Annotated in this window: 13 protein-coding genes; 8 read left to right on the top strand and 5 right to left on the bottom strand. The window is 61.4% G+C overall.

The window, feature by feature from the left end; genetic code table 11:
• The first annotated feature begins 481 nt into the window (after positions 1–481).
• The 7 genes from A0257_16720 (at position 482) to A0257_16690 (ending at position 6,885) form a co-directional block, all read left to right on the top strand.
• Complete coding sequence (locus A0257_16720; protein AMR28576.1) at positions 482–1,243, top strand: Tat (twin-arginine translocation) pathway signal sequence containing protein; 762 nt, start codon at positions 482–484, stop codon at positions 1,241–1,243.
• A gap of 42 nt (positions 1,244–1,285) precedes the next feature.
• On the top strand, positions 1,286–2,293 hold the full coding sequence (locus A0257_16715) for a hypothetical protein (GenBank protein ID AMR28575.1): 1,008 nt from the start codon (positions 1,286–1,288) through the stop codon (positions 2,291–2,293).
• Between the two features lie 227 nt (positions 2,294–2,520).
• Entirely contained in the window at positions 2,521–3,294 is a 774-nt protein-coding gene (locus A0257_16710; protein ID AMR28574.1) for a hypothetical protein, read from the top strand.
• 135 nt (positions 3,295–3,429) lie between these two features.
• Positions 3,430–4,335 (top strand): hypothetical protein, encoded by a 906-nt coding sequence (locus A0257_16705; protein ID AMR28573.1) that lies wholly within the window; start codon positions 3,430–3,432, stop codon positions 4,333–4,335.
• 423 nt (positions 4,336–4,758) lie between these two features.
• On the top strand, positions 4,759–5,379 hold the full coding sequence (locus A0257_16700; GenBank protein AMR28572.1) for a hypothetical protein: 621 nt from the start codon (positions 4,759–4,761) through the stop codon (positions 5,377–5,379).
• A 27-nt stretch (positions 5,380–5,406) separates the two neighbouring features.
• On the top strand, positions 5,407–6,333 hold the full coding sequence (locus A0257_16695; GenBank protein AMR28571.1) for a hypothetical protein: 927 nt from the start codon (positions 5,407–5,409) through the stop codon (positions 6,331–6,333).
• Between the two features lie 342 nt (positions 6,334–6,675).
• The gene (locus A0257_16690; protein ID AMR28570.1) at positions 6,676–6,885 is read left to right on the top strand and encodes a hypothetical protein; all 210 of its coding nucleotides are present in this window, start codon (positions 6,676–6,678) and stop codon (positions 6,883–6,885) included.
• Here A0257_16690 and A0257_16685 read toward each other — a convergent pair.
• The 5 genes from A0257_16685 to A0257_16665 form a co-directional block, all read right to left on the bottom strand.
• Positions 6,865–7,830 carry an epoxyqueuosine reductase gene (locus A0257_16685; GenBank protein ID AMR28569.1) on the bottom strand — a complete coding sequence of 322 codons (966 nt, stop codon included), beginning with the start codon at positions 7,828–7,830 and terminating at the stop codon, positions 6,865–6,867. The two genes, A0257_16690 and A0257_16685, sit on opposite strands and share 21 nt — an antisense overlap.
• The gene (locus A0257_16680) at positions 7,830–8,222 is read right to left on the bottom strand and encodes a hypothetical protein (protein ID AMR28568.1); all 393 of its coding nucleotides are present in this window, start codon (positions 8,220–8,222) and stop codon (positions 7,830–7,832) included. Before A0257_16680 ends, A0257_16685 begins: the two co-directional genes overlap by 1 nt.
• Positions 8,223–8,228: 6 nt before the next feature.
• The gene (locus A0257_16675; GenBank protein AMR28567.1) at positions 8,229–8,495 is read right to left on the bottom strand and encodes a hypothetical protein; all 267 of its coding nucleotides are present in this window, start codon (positions 8,493–8,495) and stop codon (positions 8,229–8,231) included.
• 87 nt (positions 8,496–8,582) lie between these two features.
• Positions 8,583–9,635, bottom strand: a complete 1,053-nt coding sequence (locus tag A0257_16670; GenBank protein ID AMR28566.1) for a Holliday junction DNA helicase RuvB — start codon at positions 9,633–9,635, stop codon at positions 8,583–8,585.
• Between the two features lie 109 nt (positions 9,636–9,744).
• A complete protein-coding gene (locus tag A0257_16665; protein AMR28565.1) occupies positions 9,745–10,107 on the bottom strand; it encodes a hypothetical protein in 363 nt (120 codons plus the stop codon).
• A gap of 290 nt (positions 10,108–10,397) precedes the next feature.
• On the opposite strand from A0257_16665, the gene A0257_16660 reads away from it, so the two are divergent.
• Positions 10,398–17,066 carry a type I polyketide synthase gene (locus A0257_16660; protein ID AMR28564.1) on the top strand — a complete coding sequence of 2,223 codons (6,669 nt, stop codon included), beginning with the start codon at positions 10,398–10,400 and terminating at the stop codon, positions 17,064–17,066.
• Position 17,067 lies beyond the last annotated feature (1 nt).

The following is a 17,067-nucleotide window of genomic DNA, read 5'->3' as shown; positions in this document are numbered from 1 at the left end:
CGCTGGTAAGATACTGCCAAGGCCGCGTAGTCAGGCCGGTCCCTACCCCCTGCGAGGCGGTTGCCGGCCGCGGCAAGCGGCCAGCTGCGCTGGGGCAGGCTCGCGAGGCTTTTTCTAAAAAGCCAGTTCGTTGGCTCAGGCCTGGAGTCCGGCCGCGCCAGCGTTCAGGACATGGTTTGACGCACTCAGATGACGCTTTATCTAAGCTCAACGCTAACAAATACAGTCGTGCTTACTAATAATTTTTTGAGAATTATTAGCTCAGCTTTTTGCTACAAGCGGTTATTACTATTCAGCACCTTATTCACTAAAGCCTTGTCCCTCGGCATCTTGGAAGCTTTTTTTGGGCTATACCCCGCACGGTTTAGTTGCGTAGAGCGTGGGTGCAGCCGCCGGCCGCACCAGAAGCAGGCTATAGTTGATGACTTGTTTACTGGTTTTCGCCTTTGTTTTCCCTCCCTTTTCCACTTTTTCTTTTTTTATGCCTACCACTTTCTCTTCGGATGCTTCGTCGCGGCCAGCTGCTCCAGACCAGCCGCTGCTGACACCCATCAAGCGACGCTCGTTTTTCATGTATGCCGGAGCCACGGCCGGGGCTACGGCCCTGGTGCTGGCCGGGTGCAGCAAAAGCGACTCCTCACCAGGCACCATTGACGTGGGTTCGGGTGATTTTGGCGTTCTCAATTATGCTTATGCCCTAGAGCAGCTGGAGGCGGCTTTCTACGCGCAGGTGCTGGCCGGCTCCTATTTCACCGCTTTGCCCGCCGGTAGCGCCGAAAATCAAATCTTCACGGATTTGGCGCTGCACGAGAAAATTCACGCCGATTTCCTGAAAACGGCGCTGGGCACCAACGCCATCAAGGCGCTGACTCCAGACTTTTCCTCCATCACTTTCAGCGACCGCACCAGCGTGCTGAATGCCGCGCAGGCGTTCGAAGATTTGGGGGTGCAGGCTTATAACGGCGCGGGGCGCTATATCACCAGCGTCGATTATCTCACGCTGGCCGGCAAAATAGTATCGGTAGAAGCCCGCCACGCGGCGCTCATCCGCGACCTGATTTCCTACAACTCTTTCGTGGGCCCCGTAAGCGGCACGTCCGTGACCAGCAATGCCGTCATCGACCCCAGCCTGACCTCCGCCACGGCGCGCCAGGAGCAGTCCAAGGCCCCGTCGGTAGTGCTCATGACGGCCAATAATTTTCTGGCTCCTGGCTCGAAAATTTCGGCCAACAGCTTCATGTAAGTCCACTGTTTCTTTTTATAACTCAACGCTTTAGATTTTAACATGGACTTCTTTCAGATTTTATCCGACATTGAGAAAGTAGATGCCGACGTGTATGCCCGGTTCGACACGCGTCGCCGGGTGTTTAAGCACATGGGTGGCCTAGGCAAAAAGATTACGGCCGCTACCCTACCCGCTATGCTCAGCACTATGTTCACGAAGGCATACGGGCAGACTACTACTACCCTGCCCCAGATTATCATCGATACGCTGAACCTGGCGCTGAGCCTCGAATATCTGGAGCTTTACTACTACCAGCAGGGAATAAGCAGCGGCTTGTTTTCAGGTAATGACCTGAATGCCATTACTATTATCCGCGACGACGAGCAGGGCCACATTAACGCCCTGCGGATGGTATTGGGCTCGGCAGCTATTGCCGACCCCACCGCTGCTTCTTACGACTACACCGCCGGCGGCAACCTGGCCCCTTTTTCCAGCCCGGCCATGTTCCTGGCCACCTCGCAGGGGTTTGTCGATACGGGCGTGCGGGCTTATAAGGGAGGTGCGGCCAACCTCATCAGCAACAAGGACATACTGACGGCGGCGCTCAACATCCACTCGGTAGAGGCGCGGCACTCGTCGCACGTGCGCACCATGCGCCGGGGCTACAGCACTGGCGTAGCTAACACCAACGGCACTACTATTGCTGGCCTGGTCGGCGGTGGGGCCGGCGACGCGCTGCCCAAAAGCTGGCTGTCGCTGCAGGAAAGCGGCGGCCCAAAGCCGACTAAGACCGTGGCCAACAACGGCGGGCCGGCGGGTGGCCCCCTCACGGCGGCCGTATATGCGGCGGGCACCGATGCTACCAAATATCCCGCCGACGACAACGTGATGCAGGCCACCGTGAACGTGCTAACCAACACTACTCCCCCCACGGGCCTGGCTGCCACGACAGTCACGATGGCTGCGGCCACTGAAGCATTTGACGAGCCGCTCGACGCGGCCGCGGTGAAGGCCATCGCCCGTAATTTTATTACGGCACTGGGCGTATCAAAGGGTTTGTTCAGTTAATTTTAGCAAGCTCAAAATCCAGGCAAGCGCCACTTTCCGTATAGGGGAGTGGCGCTTTTGCGTACCGGGAATCCGGCTCCTATCCCCTCCAGAAATAGAAGTGGCAAAATATTTGCCATTGAAAAAATCGGTAAAACTTCAATTACAAAGTAACCTGAACGGTGCTGATAGCCGTAAGATGCCCGGTAGCTCTGCTAACAGTTCAATTTTCCTTTTTTCACTCACTTATGTCAACTAAAACCATCTCTAGTTCGCAGTCACAATTGTCTGATATAGACAAGCCGCTGTACACGCCCATCAAGCGGCGCTCGTTTTTCATGTATGCTGGTGCCACGGCTGGCGTCACGGCCCTCGTGCTGGCTGGCTGCAGCAAGAGTGATTCAACCCCCGGCATGGTAAGCGTGGGTAGCGGTGATGCGGGCGTACTTAATTACGCCTATGCCTTGGAGCAGCTCGAAGCCGGTTTCTACACGGCCCTGCGCACCGGCACCTACTACACCACTCTGAGCGCCACCAGCGCTGAGCGCCTCATCCTGGACGACCTCTACTACCACGAGGTTATTCACCGCGATTTTTTGAAGGCTGCCATTACGGCCGCTGGTGCTACCCCCATTATGGCGCTGACGCCCGATTTTACGGCCGTTAACTTCAACGACCGCACCTCGGTTCTGGGGACTGCCAAGGCATTTGAAGACCTCGGCGTATCCGCTTATAACGGTGCGGGCCAGTACATTACCTCGCCCGGCTACCTCTACATCGCCGGCAAAATTGTGTCAGTAGAAGCCCGGCACGCCGCCATCCTGCGTGACCTCGTATCGGAAGGCACTTTCGTGGGCAACGATGTGGTGACGCTGACGACCGCCGGCATGAGCGCCGTGGCCACCAACAACTCACCGGCCGGTGCCAGCCTGGAGCGCGCGATGTCACCGTCGGAAGTAGTGGCGATGGCCAATAATTTCCTGGCCGTTGGTTCGAAGCTGGACGTTTCCGGTATCAAATAGACAAGCCTATCTCGGCTTTTACTCCATTTTTTTTTCGCAATTATTATGAATTTCTTCGAAATCCTTTCCGAGATAGAGAAAGTTGACCCAGAGGTATATGGCCGTCTTGACTCACGCCGTGCCATCTTCAAAAATATGGCTGGCATGGGCCAGAAGTTAAGCGCTGCTGCGCTGCCGCTCGCCGTTGGTGCCATCTTCAACAAGGCATATGCCCAAACCAATGCCACTGCTGTCATGGCCGCAACGGATGTGCTCAACTTCGCTTTGAAGCTGGAATACCTGGAGTCGTATTTTTATAACCAGCGCCCCACTGCCATATTCAACACGAACAACGCCAACGCGCTGGCGCTGATTACGACCGACGAGTCGAACCACGTCAAGTTCCTGCGCACGACTATTGCGGCGCTGGGTGCCACCCCAATTCCCGACCCTACCCCCGCGGCTTTCGACTACACGGCCAAGGGTGCCTTCCCTACCTGGCTCACCGACCAGAACGTGTACCTCGCGCTCGCCCAGTCATTTGAAGACACCGGCGTGCGGGCCTACAAAGGTGCCGCCCCGCTGACGGCCGTTATGGCCAACAAAACGGTGCTGACCGCGGCCCTGAACATTCACTCGGTAGAAGCCCGCCATGCGTCGCAGCTACGGGCTATGCGCCGTGCGCTGGCCACCACCGGCACGCCCGCTCCTTCGCAGGGCATTCCGGTTGCTCCCTACAGCATGGCTCCCAAGAGCTGGATTTCGGGTGTTGATGGCGGCGGTGCCGCTCCCGGCAAAACCGATGCTATCTACGCCAAAGGCAATGATAGCGGCACGGCTACCTACGGTGCCAGCGCAGCCCTCGGCATGGCTGCTGGCGTAACTTTCCCGGCTGAAGATAACACCATGCAGGGTGGCGTTGCGCTGTCGGTTTCGACCAGCCCTAACTTCACCGGCTTCCCCACCAGTGCGTTCAGCGAAGCCTTTGATGAAGGCTTGGACGTGACTTCGGTAGCCAAGATTGCGAACATGTTCTCGGTTGCCGGTAACTATTTCGGCTAGTTGTTGCGAATAAGAATTCTGAAAGGGCAGCCTCACCGGGCTGCCCTTTTTTTGTTCCGGGCAGGTTGGTCTGTAAGGTGGGGGTAGGGAGCACATCGCCCATTTTCTTTGGCAAAGATGAGCTGGCCAAATGCCCACAGGTGGTTTCAGTGCCAACTTTGTAGCCAGCGCATGCCGGAAATAGGACCGTAGGCGTTGGTAGTTTTAAGTAGTAAGACAAAAGTAATAAGTAGTAAGATTGAGATTATTTGCTTGATTATCAAGCTACTACGGCCTTGCTACTTGCTACTTAATTCTGGCTAATTGTTTGATTTAATTAGTATGCTTTTTTCTCGTCCGCTCACGGCAGGCCCTGGCGGGTCACCGTTGCTGGCCCCCATCAGGCGGCGCTCCTTTCTGGCTTATGTCGGAGCTACTACCCTGGTGCTGGCGGGCTGCCACAAAAATAACGCTACCCCCGGCCCAACCGACGTTGGCAGCGGCAACATTGGGGTGCTGAATCTGGCCTACGCCCTGGAGCAAGTCGAGGCTGCTTTTTATGCCAACGTGCTGACTGGTAAGTACTATACTGACCTGGTCCCTACCTCTGCCGAATATCAGATGCTGAGCGACCTGGCCCGGCACGAGCAGATACACGTCAATTTCTTCCGCACCATCCTTTCCACCAACGCTATTAAGCAGCTGAACCTGACGCTGAGCGACAAAATCAGCTTCGACGACCGCACCACAACCACTGGCTCCGGCAAGCTGGGCGTGCTAAACGCCGCCCGCCAGCTCGAAGACCTGGGCGTGCATCTCTACAACGGCGCGGCCCCCTTCCTGCTCTCGGCCGACTACCTCACCATAGTCGGCAAAATAGTGTCGGTGGAGGCCCGGCACGCGGCTCTCATCCGCGACCTGCTGCTGGCCAACGACTTTGCAGGTCCTGATGTGGTTGATGCCACCTCGCACCAGGAAATCAGCCTTACGCCCACCGCCGCGCTCGTTGAGCTAAACACCTATCTAGCCGCCGACTCCCAGCTCACCGCCACCAAGCTAATTTAGCTCTATCCGGCTGCTTATCACTGCTTTATGAATCTCTTCAACTTATTCGCGGACCTGGAACGGGTGGACTCGGAGGTGTATGGGCGGTTCGACTCGCGGCGGCGGGTTTTTCGCCACTTCGGCACCGCTGGCAAGGCAGTTACGAGCGCCCTGTTGCCGGGCCTGCTCAGCGGCCTTTTCCAAAAAGCCTACGGCCAGACGGGCTTATCGGGCGACATCATTGCCGCCCTGAACCTGGCGCTGAGCCTGGAATACCTGGAGTATTACTACTACCAGACCTCCCTGAGCGCCAACATTTTAAGCACGGCTGACAAGCCCGCTTTTACAACCATCCTCCAGGATGAGCAGGGCCACATCGCTGCCCTCAGGGCCACGCTGGGCAGCGCCGCCATTGCCGACCCTACGCTGGCTGCCTTCGACTTCACGGCGGGCGGCGTGGTCAGCCCAGCGCCCACGGCCAGCTTGGCTAGCTTTCTGGCGATAGCACAAGCCTTCGAAGACCTGGGAGTGCGCGCTTACAAAGACAGTCTGGCCACGCTGCTACCCAGCAAGGACGTGCTAAAAATGGCGCTTAATATTCACTCGGTGGAGGCGCGGCACGCCTCGCACGTGCGCACGCTACGTCGGGGGGGGGTAGGCGTGGCCGGGGCCGACGGCGGCGGCCCCAACGACAGCCTGCCCAAAAGCTGGGTGTCGCTGCGCGAAAGCAACGGCCCGCTCCCGGCGCTCACCACCGCCATCTACGCCGCCGGCACCACCGTCAATAGCCCCGCCGAGGACAACCTGGTGCAGGTCAAGCTCAACGTGCAGACTAATTCCATCGCGCCCACCGGCAGCCCAGCTCTCCCCGCCGCTGCCAGCGAGGCTTTCGATGAGCCCCTCGATGCCGCCAGCGTTAAAGTCATTGCCCTCAACTTCGTGGCGGCTGGCAATCCCAAAATGCTTTTTTTGTAGCAGTCAGGGCGCAGGCAATCTTTGCTGCGTACAAGATTTTGGCGTCTGATACGCGCTTTTCAAGAGCACGTTGAGTTAAAACGGTGCTCTACGAACCTAGAAGCCAACATTCTCCCTTTGGCGGGCGATGGGTACGTTCCTAGACCACTCGGCCGGCAACGTTTGCGGAATTTTTAGTAGTTACTTAGCGCGCAGAAAGTCATTTGGTTACTCCCTTTAGTGGGGAGCGGGCGCAACTCAGCTAGCCGCATGGCACCACTAAAAGCCTACCCAAAATACCTTTTTCGCGTATAAGAACGTTGGTTGTTTTTTCCCTACGCTCCTTTCAATCTCCCACCCGCTATGTTAGACTACGTGAAATTAATTTTACTGAAGGTGAGCTTCAGTAAAAAGCTCTTTGAGAAAGAGTTACGCAAAGCCTTGCAGCTGATTAAGCCTGCCGAACTACCCGAATTCAAAACATGGTGCTACCAGCAGTTTGCCCGGCTATATCGCCGGGTGCTGAAACGGGTTTTTGTCCAATACAGCTCCCTACCCCGCCTGGCCGCCTGAATCGGTCTGGCGCTGCCCGGTCACGAACCGGATATTGCGCTTGAGCCTCTCATAGCCGGTGCGCTTGAGCGCCGACTGCTTGAACAACGCCTGAAAAACTTCGTGGGTAATCTCCTGCCAATCGCTGGCCGATAGCTCTTTCAGCCCCGCATGGGGCTGAAACTGTGTCTCCTGCGTGGGCTTGGAAAAGCGGTTCCAAGGGCATACGTCCTGGCAAATGTCGCAGCCAAATATCCAGCTGCCGAACTGCCCGGCCACACTTTGTGGAATCAGCTGGTCCTTCAGCTCAATGGTGAAGTAGCTGATGCACTTGCTGCCATCGACCACATAGGGCTCGGTGATGGCTTGCGTGGGGCAGGCGTCAAGGCACTTGGTGCAGGTGCCGCAGTAGTCGCGAATGGCCCCGTCGTAGTCCAGCTCCACGTCCACAATCAGCTCGGCAATGAAGTAGAACGAGCCCGCGCCCGGCGTGATGAGGTTGCTGTTTTTCCCTACCCACCCCAGGCCGCTCTTTTTGGCCCAGGCCTTGTCGAGCACCGGGGCCGAATCGACAAAGCAGCGCCCGCCCACCTCGCCGATGTGGGTCTGCATGTCGGCCAGCAGCGTTTTGAGCTTGTCTTTGATGACGAAGTGGTAGTCGCGTCCGTAGGCGTACTTGCTGATTTGCAGCGTGTCAGCGGGCTGCTGCGCCTCGGCGGGGGGGTAGTAATTGAGCAGCAGCGAAATCACCGACCTGGCGCCATCCACGAGCAAACGCGGGTCGAGGCGCTTGTCGAAGTGGTTTTCCATCCAGCTCATTTGCCCGTGCATCCCCTTCTTAAGCCAGTTTTCGAGGCGCGGCGCTTCCTCCTCCAAAAACCCGGCTCGGGAAATGCCGCAGGCCATAAAGCCCAGCTCGGCGGCGCGGCGCTTGATGTAGGGCGTCCATTCGGCGTGCGGCAGCATCAGGCGGTGGGGTAGGGCAGCAACTGGAGGCCCTCCGTTTGCAGAAATTGATAGTCACGCTGGTTCTTGCTCATTAACGGCAAAACATATTCGAGCGCGGTAGCGGCAATGAGCGCGTCCGCAACGCCCATATTATGGCTCAGGTAATAGCGCGTTACCAGCTCGTCGGCCCGGCGTGAGATGGCGGCATCCAGCGTTAGCACCTGGAAGCGGCGCAGTAGCTTCTCGGCTCGCTGCTGTATCTCTCGATTCAGGCAGCCGCGAACGGTTTCCATCCGCGACATCACGCTGATTCCCAGTGGCCCCACGCTACTCAGGCTGGTAAGCAAGGTTTCCGCTACAACATCTTTCCGCAACACGTCAATTAATACGTCCGAATCAACTAAAATCATGCTGTATTATCGAGCCGAACGCAGCCCGCGCCGCACTTCATGAATGTAGTCAGCCCCGCTGGTAATGTCCGTGCGGTCGGCCCAAGCCCCAAAAAACTCTGGGTCATTAAAAGGCTGGCCGGCCTGCTCCAGGTCGGCGGGATATAGAATAGGAGGAGTCTTACCGCTTCGCTTAAAACCCTGCGTTTTCAGCAGCAACACCAGCCGCTCTACGGCCATGCGAGCTTGCTCCGGCAAGGCTTCTATTTCTTTAACAAGCTGCAAGGTTTCCATTAGTGAAAGGTACGTTTAAAAACAAAAACGCGCCGCTGGTCGCGGCGCGTTTCTTTTCCTATTTTCTAGCTAAGCCAAAGAATAACGCTACGACGTAATCTCGCCGAACAAGTCGCCATTGTTGCCGCGTAAGTGATTGGGCAGCAGGCGGCCCAGATGTTGATAAGCCGCCTCAGTGGCTTCCCTACCCCGCGCCGTGCGCTTGATGTAGCCTTCCTGGATGAGGAAGGGCTCATAGACTTCCTCAATGGTTTCGCCCTCCTCGCCGCAGGCCGTAGCGATGGTGCTGATGCCCACCGGACCACCTTTGAACTTGTCAATAATGGTGGTGAGGATGCGCTTATCCATGTCATCGAGGCCGCGGGCGTCCACGTCGAGCGCGTTCAGGGCAAACTGCGCGATGTCCACTGTGATGGTGCCATCGCCTTTAATCTGGGCAAAGTCGCGGGTGCGGCGCAGCAGGTTGTTGGCGATGCGAGGCGTGCCCCGCGAGCGCCGCGCAATCTCGTAGGCTGCATCGTCGTGGATAGGCGTCTGTAATATCTCCGCCGAGCGCAGCACGATGGTTGTCAGCAGCTTAGAGTCATAATACTCCAGCCGGGCCGCGATGCCGAAGCGCGCCCGCAACGGTGCCGTGAGCATGCCCGAGCGCGTGGTAGCCCCGATGAGCGTGAAGGGCGATAGCGAAATCTGCACCGAGCGGGCGTTGGGACCCGAGTCGAGCATAATATCAATGCGGTAGTCCTCCATCGCGGAGTAGAGATATTCTTCCACCACCGGGTTGAGGCGGTGAATCTCGTCAATGAAGAGCACGTCGTGCGGCTCCAGGTTGGTGAGCAGGCCGGCGAGGTCGCTGGGCTTGTCGAGCACCGGGCCACTAGTCATCTTAATGCCCGCACCCAGCTCGTTGGCGATGATGTGCGAGAGCGTGGTTTTACCCAGGCCGGGGGGCCCGTGCAGCAGCACGTGGTCGAGGGCGTCGCCGCGCTGCTTGGCGGCGGCCACGAAAACCTTGAGGTTTTCCAGAATCTTATCCTGGCCCGTGAAGTCGCTGAAACTCAGCGGCCGCAGCGCCTTGTCAATGTCCTTGTCGGTGGCGTCGAACTGGTCGGTGCCGCCGGTGAGATAGGCTTCACGCATGGTAAGTGGTTGTTAATTGCTCGTTGTCAGCTGCCCGTGGGCAACGGGCTAGTGGCTAACCAATTTAGTTAGCAAAAAGCTCCCGGCCGGCCGGTTATCGGCAACTTTATTAGCGGGGCAGCAGCACTTCAATTTCGAGGTGCAGCCACTCATCTTCCCAGGCTTTGTGGGCTAGGCGGGCAGTGAGGGGGTAGCCCGCGTCGAGCAGGCGGGCCACGGTTTCGTTGCGGGTTTCGGGCAGGTAGCCGAGCCAGTAGCTGGCTTTGTCGTCGGCCGCGCCCGAGTGCACCTTCACGGCCCAGTCGTCGTATTTGCTATCGGCCTCGCGCTCCAGGCGCAGGGCCTGGCCCACTTTCAGTTTTTTCTCCTGGGCGGGCAGCTCGGGGCGGTGCGAAGTGCCTGCTACGAGGCATTCCAGTAACACGAGGGGCGGGGCGGCAGCGTCCACGGCAGCGGCGGCAGGGTTCTTCATACGGCCAAATTACGGTGTGGACGGCAGGTTCGCGCCGGCGGGGTCAGGGGCGGAGTGGGACACAGCAAAGGGAGTAAGGTAGATTTCGGCTTACACTCGCGGGGCGGGCTTATCGGCGTGAAGTTTGCTAGGCCTGAAGCTTATGGCCCGTAACGCGCTTGGCTGATGTATAGTTACCAGCTATTTTCTTCACTTAAAGAGCGCGTGTTGAAAAGTCTCTTAATTTCGCTGGCCGCCGCTTCTCTCCTGTCTTACGAGCTATTAAAACCTGGCCTAACTCCATCTGAGTCATGTCGAACAACCTACGCACCGTTCAGCACCTACTTGAGCAAAGCAGATTATTTCCCGGTGCTATTGCCATCAAAGCGGGCTCCCGCACTATTACTTATGGGGAGCTGGAGGAAAAAATAAGCCGGCTGACATCCTACCTGTTAACTCAACTTACTGATACAGAATTAATTGGCATCAGCACCACGCGCAGCGTGGAGATGATAGTCGGGGTGCTGGCTACTCTGCGGGCCGGCAAGGGCTACGTGCCCCTGGACCCCGCCTACCCCCCCGCCCGCCTAGCCCGGATGGTTGCCAACGCGGGCCTGACCAGCTGCCTGGCCCCGACCGCTGAAACTGACCTTTTTACTGGCCTGGGCCTGCAACTAGTGGCCGCCGACGAGGCTGCCGCCGGCCCCGCGGTTCCGGCCCCGGCTGAAACCGGCCCGCTGGCTTATGTGCTCTACACCTCGGGCTCGACGGGCGAGCCCAAGGGCGTGGCGATGGGCCATGCCGCGCTCACCAATCTGGTGCGCTGGCAGAACAAGCAGTCGGCGGCCGGGCCGGGCACCCGCACCCTTCAGTTTGCGACGCTGAGCTTTGACGCTTCATTTCTGGAGTTGGCGACTACTTTCAGCACGGGCGGCACGCTGGTGCTACTCACCGAGGCGCAGCGCCAGGACCTGGGCGCGCTGCTTGATTTTATTGAGCAGGAGCAGGTTAACCGCCTGTTCATCCCCTTCGTAGCCTTGCAGCACCTGGCCGAAATGGCCGTGAGCCGGGGGCGGTTTCCGAAGTGCATAACGGAAATAATGGCCGGCGGCGAGCAGTTGAAAGTAACGCCCCAACTGGTGGCTTTCTTCACGGCCCTACCCGGCTGTACGCTCTACAACCAATACGGCCCCACTGAAACGTGCGTGATGGTGAGCCAGCTGGTGCTGAGCGGCGACCCGGCCGGCTGGCCCCGGCTACCCTCCATCGGCCAGGCCATTGATAATATCGTCATTCACTTGCTCACACCTGACCAGCAGCTCGCCGCGCCCGGCGAGGTGGGCGAGTTGTGCGTTAGCGGGGTGTCGCTGGCCGAAGGCTATCTGAACCAGCCGGCCCGCACCGCCGAAAACTTTATTCGCTGGACTCCGCCCACCGGACCACCGCTGCGGCTGTATCGTAGTGGCGACCTGGCGCGCTGGCTGCCCGATGGCAACCTGGAATTTCTGGGCCGGGAAGACGGGCAGGTGAAAATCCGGGGCCACCGCGTGGAGCTGGGCGAAGTGGAAGCCCTGCTGGCTACCCTGCCCGGCGTGAGCCAGGTGGCAGTGACGGTGTGGCAGGAAGAGAACGGACTCAAAGAGCTGGTAGCTTACCTGATATCGACCAACGCGGCCCTGGCCACGCCCGCCGCGCTGCGCCGGGCGGCGGCCCAGGTGCTGCCCGATTATATGTTGCCCACCACCTTCGTGCTGCTCAGTGCGTTCCCAAAAACGAGCAGCGGCAAGATTGACCGGCTGGCGCTGCCCGCGCCGACCACGCAGGCGCGCGCGGCGCTGGGCACTCCCTACCAGGCCCCGCGCACGCCCACCGAGCGCCACCTGGCAGCGGCCTGGGCCCCGCTGCTGCGCCTGGACAAGGTAGGCGCAACCGATAATTTTTTTGAGCTAGGCGGCACCTCACTGCTGGCGCAAAAGTGCGTGGCCCAACTCCAGGCGAATTTTGGCCACCGGCTGCCCGTTACCAAGCTTTACCAGCACCCGACCGTGGCGGGCGCGGCGGCGTACCTGGACCAACAGGCCGCGCTGGTCCCTACCCCCGTGCTGGCGAAACAAGCGCCCTTAACCCAAGAACTTCCTGTTAAACAAGAAGTTATTACTAACAACGACATCGCCATTATTGGCATGGCGGGCCGCTTTCCGGGGGCTAACTCGGTGGATGAGCTGTGGGAGGTGCTGCGCGAAGGCCGCGAAACGACCCGCTTTTTCACGGACGACGAGCTAGACGCCAGCCTTCCGGCCGCCGCGCGCCGCGACCCGCTCTACGTGCGGGCGCGGGGCATCATCGACCACGCTGAGGAGTTTGACCCGGCCTTTTTTGGGCTGAACCCCAAGCTGGCGGCGGCAATGGACCCGCAGCAGCGCGTATTTTTGGAAGTGGCCTGGGAAACGCTGGAGCAGGCGGGCTACCTGCCGGCACACTTCGCGGGCCGGGTGGGCGTGTTCGCGGGCACCGGCAACAACTCCTACTTCATCCAGAATGTGCTGCCCAACCAGGCTGCCGTGAACCAGCTGGGTGATTTTCAGGCAATTACGGTAAACGAGAAGGACTACGTGGCTTCGCGCGTGGCCTACACCCTGGATTTGCGTGGCCCGGCGGTGAGCGTCTATTCGGCCTGCTCGACCTCGCTGCTGGCCGTGGCGCAGGCCGTGCAAAGCCTGCGGACCGGGCAGTGCGAGGTAGCCTTGGCGGGTGGGGTAAGCGTCACGGCCCCCGTGCGCAGCGGCTATCTGTATCAGGAGGGCTCCATGCTGAGCCCCGACGGCCACTGCCGGCCGTTTGACGCGCAGGCGCGGGGCACGGTGTTTAGCGATGGCGCGGGCGCGGTGCTGCTCAAGAGCCTGGCCGCCGCCCAGCGCGACGGCGACGTAGTTTACGGCGTTATCAAGGGGGTAGGGATTTCGAACGACGGGCGCAACAAGGGCAGCTTTTCGGCACCGAGCGCCGCGGGGCAGGCGGCCGCCATCGGCCAGGCGCTGGCCGATGGGCGGGTGGCCCCCGCCACCATCAGCTACGTGGAAGCGCACGGCACCGCTACCCCCCTCGGCGACCCCATTGAGGTCGATGGCCTGCGACTGGCCTTCGGGGCGGCGGCCGGGCGCGGCACCTGCGCGCTGGGCTCCATTAAGAGCAACCTGGGCCACCTCACGGCGGCGGCCGGCGTGGCGGGCCTTATTAAAACGGTGCTGGCTATGCAGCACCGGCAGCTGCCGCCCTCACTGCACTACACCCAGCCCAACCCGCTGCTCGACCTGGCGAACAGTCCATTTTTCGTGAATACGACGCTGCGCGACTGGCCGGCGGCTGGCGGGGCACCGCGCCGGGCGGGCATCAGCTCGTTTGGCGTGGGCGGCACCAATGTGCACGTGGTGGTGGAGGAAGCCCCTACCCCCCGCGAAAACGCCCAAGCTGGCCCGGCGCTGGGCCGCCCCGTGCAACTCGCGGCGTGGTCGGCGCGCACGGCCAGCAGCAGCGCGGCCTATGCCCAGCGCCTGGCTGGCTGGCTGGCCGATGCGCCGACCCCGGCGCTGGCCGATGTGGCTTTCACCCTGCACACGACCCGCGCCCCGCTGGCCGAGCGGCGCTTTGTGGTGGCCGCTTCGGCGCCCGAGCTGCGGGCGGCGCTGCTGCAAGCCGGGCCAACTCCGGCGGCCATTGCCGCCCGCACGGTGACGGAAGTGCCGGCTACCGTGGCCTTTCTATTTCCGGGCCAGGGCGCGCAATACGTGGGCATGGGCCGGGAGCTGCATGAGCACGAGCCGGCTTTTCGGGCGGCTGTGGCCGAGTGCGCCGAGCTGCTGGGCGAATGGCTGGATGTGGATATTCGCCAACTTATTTACCCCGATGCGACGCCGGAAGTCGCCGCGCAGGCTGCCATTCTCTTACAAAACACGCGCTACGCCCAACCGGCGCTGTTCGTGACCGAATACGCGCTGGCCCGGCTGTGGCAAAGCTGGGGCGTGCGGCCCACCGCCCTGTGCGGGCACAGCATCGGCGAGCTGGTGGCGGCCTGCCTGGCGGGCGTGTTCACCCTGCCCGATGCCCTGCGGCTGGTGGCCGCGCGCGGCCGGCTGGTGAGCGAGCTGCCCGCGGGCCAGATGCTGGCCGTGCGCGCCAGCGCTGCTCAAGTGGCCGACTTGCTACCCCCCAACCTGGACGTGGCCGCCGTGAATGGTCCCAAGGCCGTAGTGGTGGCGGGCACCGCCGCAGACATCGCCGCCTTTGCCGACGTGCTGGCGGCGCAAAATATTCCTTGCCGCGTGCTAGCCACCAGCCACGCTTTTCACTCGCGGCAGCTGGAGCCGGCGGTGGCTGCCTTTGCGGAAGTGGTGGCGCAGGTGCCGCTGGCGGCCCCGCAAGTGCCCATCGTTTCGACCGTGACGGGCACCTGGCTGACGGCCGCGCAGGCCACTGACCCGGCCTACTGGGCCGCGCAGCTGCGGCAGCCCGTGCAGTTCGCGGCGGCGCTGGCTACCCTGCTGGCCGAGCCCAGCCCGCTGCTGCTGGAGGTGGGGCCGGGCACCACGCTCACGGCGCTGGCCCGGCCGGCCGGCGGCGCGGCGCACAGCGCGCTGGCCAGCTTGCCGGTGGCCAATAGCGGGCAGACTGATTATCAAGCCATTTTAAATACCCTCGGCCAGGTCTGGCTGCGTGGCCTGGAACCCGATTGGCACGCTTTTTACGCGGGCCAGCCGCGGCAGAAGCTGCGGCTGCCGGGCTACTGCTTCGACCGCCAGCGCTGCTGGCTAGAGCCGGCGCAGCCGGCCATTACTACTCCGGTAACTACTGCCACGGCTGCCCCGGCTCCGGCTGAAATTACTCCTCCTCTGCCTCCTCCGCTTCTACCTGTCCATCCTATGCGTCAAACTTTACTGCTACAAAAAATACTGGCCGTCCTGGCTAATGCTGCTGATGTGGACGTGACGGCCGAGCAGGCCAGTCAGAGCTTCCTGGAATTGGGCCTCGATTCGCTGCTGCTTACGCAGCTGGCGCTCACGCTCAAGAAGGCGTTCAACGTGCCCATCACCTTCCGGCAGCTAAACGAAACGCTGGCCACGCCCGCCGCCCTGGCCGCCTACCTCGACGCGCAATTGCCCGCCGAGGCCGCCCCGCAACCGACGCATTCGGCCGCGCCCGCCACTGCTCCACCAGCCGCCGCCCTACCCCCCTTCGCCGAGCCGGCCGCCGACTCGGCGCTGGGCCTGCTGGCCGCGCAGCTGCAGTTGCTGACGCGGCAAGTGGCTCTATTGCAAGGCACGGGTAGCATGACCCCAAGCAGCGCGGTGCTGCCGCCCGCCGCCCCGGCCCTACCCCCCCCCGCTGCGCCGAAGCCGGCCCTGACGGCGGCCGAGGCCGTGGAGCACGCCAAGCCTTTTGGGGCCACGGCGCGCATCGAGCGGCAGGTGGCGGCCCTGCTCACGCCCCGGCAGCAGGAATTTCTCAACCAATTTACCCGGCGCTACACCCAGAAAACGGCCGCCAGCAAGGCCTACGCCCAGGAGCACCGGCCGCATATGGCCGACCCGCGCGTGGTGTCGGGCTTCACGCCGCTGCTCAAGGAGCTGACTTACCCGCTGGTGGTGGACCGCTCGGCGGGCAGCCGGCTTTGGGATTTAGATGGCAACGAGTACGTGGACGCGCTCAATGGCTTCGGCTCGTCGATGTTTGGCCACCAGCCCGAATTTATTAAAACTGCCCTGCACGCGCAGATTGAGCGCGGCTACGAAGTGGGCCCGCAGCACGCGCTGGCCGGCGAGGTGTGCCGGCTGCTTTGTGAGCTGACGGGCCACCAGCGGGCGGCCCTCTGCAACACGGGCTCGGAGGCCGTGCTGGGGGCGCTGCGCGTGGCGCGCACCGTCACGGGCCGCTCGCTGGTGGTGGCCTTCACGGGTTCGTACCACGGCATTAATGACGAGGGCATTGTGCGGGGCACCAAGCAGTTGCAGACCCGACCAGCGGCATCCGGCATTATGCCCGAGGCGGTGCAAAACATGCTCATCCTGGACTATGGCACCGACGAGAGTCTGCGCATTATCGCGGAGCGGGCCCACGAGCTGGCCGCCGTGTTGGTGGAGCCGGTGCAGAGCCGCCGACCCGATTTTCAGCCCGTCGCGTTCCTGCGTGAGCTGCGCCGCGTGACGGCCGCCGCGGGCACGGCCCTCATTTTTGACGAGATTATTACCGGCTTCCGGCTGCACCAGGGTGGCGCGCAGGCCGCGTTCGGCGTGCGCGCCGACCTGGCCACCTACGGCAAAGTCATTGGTGGCGGGCTGCCCATTGGGGCCATCACGGGCAGCAGTGCCTTTATGGATGCGCTCGACGGCGGCTTCTGGCAGTACGGCGACCGCTCGGTGCCCGAGGTGGGCGTGACGTATTTCGCGGGCACGTTTGTGCGCCACCCGCTGGCGCTGGCGGCGGCCCACGCCTCGTTGCGCCACCTGAAAACGGTGGGTCCCGCCTTGCAGGAGCAGCTGAACGCCCAGACGGCGCGCCTGGCCGCTGACTTAAACTCGGCCGCCCGGCAGCGCCAGGTGCCATTGGAAGTCGTGTACTTTGGCTCACTTTGGAAAATCAGGTTTACTGCCGAATTACCGTATAGTACCTTATTATTCACGCTGATGCGCGAGAAGGGCGTGCATATCTGGGACAATTTCCCGTGTTTTCTCACCGAAGCCCACTCGGCGGCCGACGTGCAGCTGATAGTGACGGCCTTTGCGGATAGCCTGGCCGAGCTGGCCGACGACTTCCTACCCCCCACCACCCCGCCCAAGCCCACTGAGGAATCCCCAACGGCCCTCCAGTCCTTGAACCGCCCGCCCGCGCCGGGCGCGCGGCTGGGCCGCGATGCCGCCGGCAACCCCGCCTGGTTTATGAGCGACCCCGTGCGGCCGGGGCGGTACGTGCAACTTTCTCAAGCCTGAT

This window comes from Hymenobacter psoromatis, from assembly GCA_001596155.1.
Taxonomy (GTDB): Bacteria; Bacteroidota; Bacteroidia; order Cytophagales; family Hymenobacteraceae; genus Hymenobacter.
The sequence above is the reverse complement of the archived record's forward strand: the minus strand, read 5'-3'. Positions and strand labels throughout refer to the sequence as shown.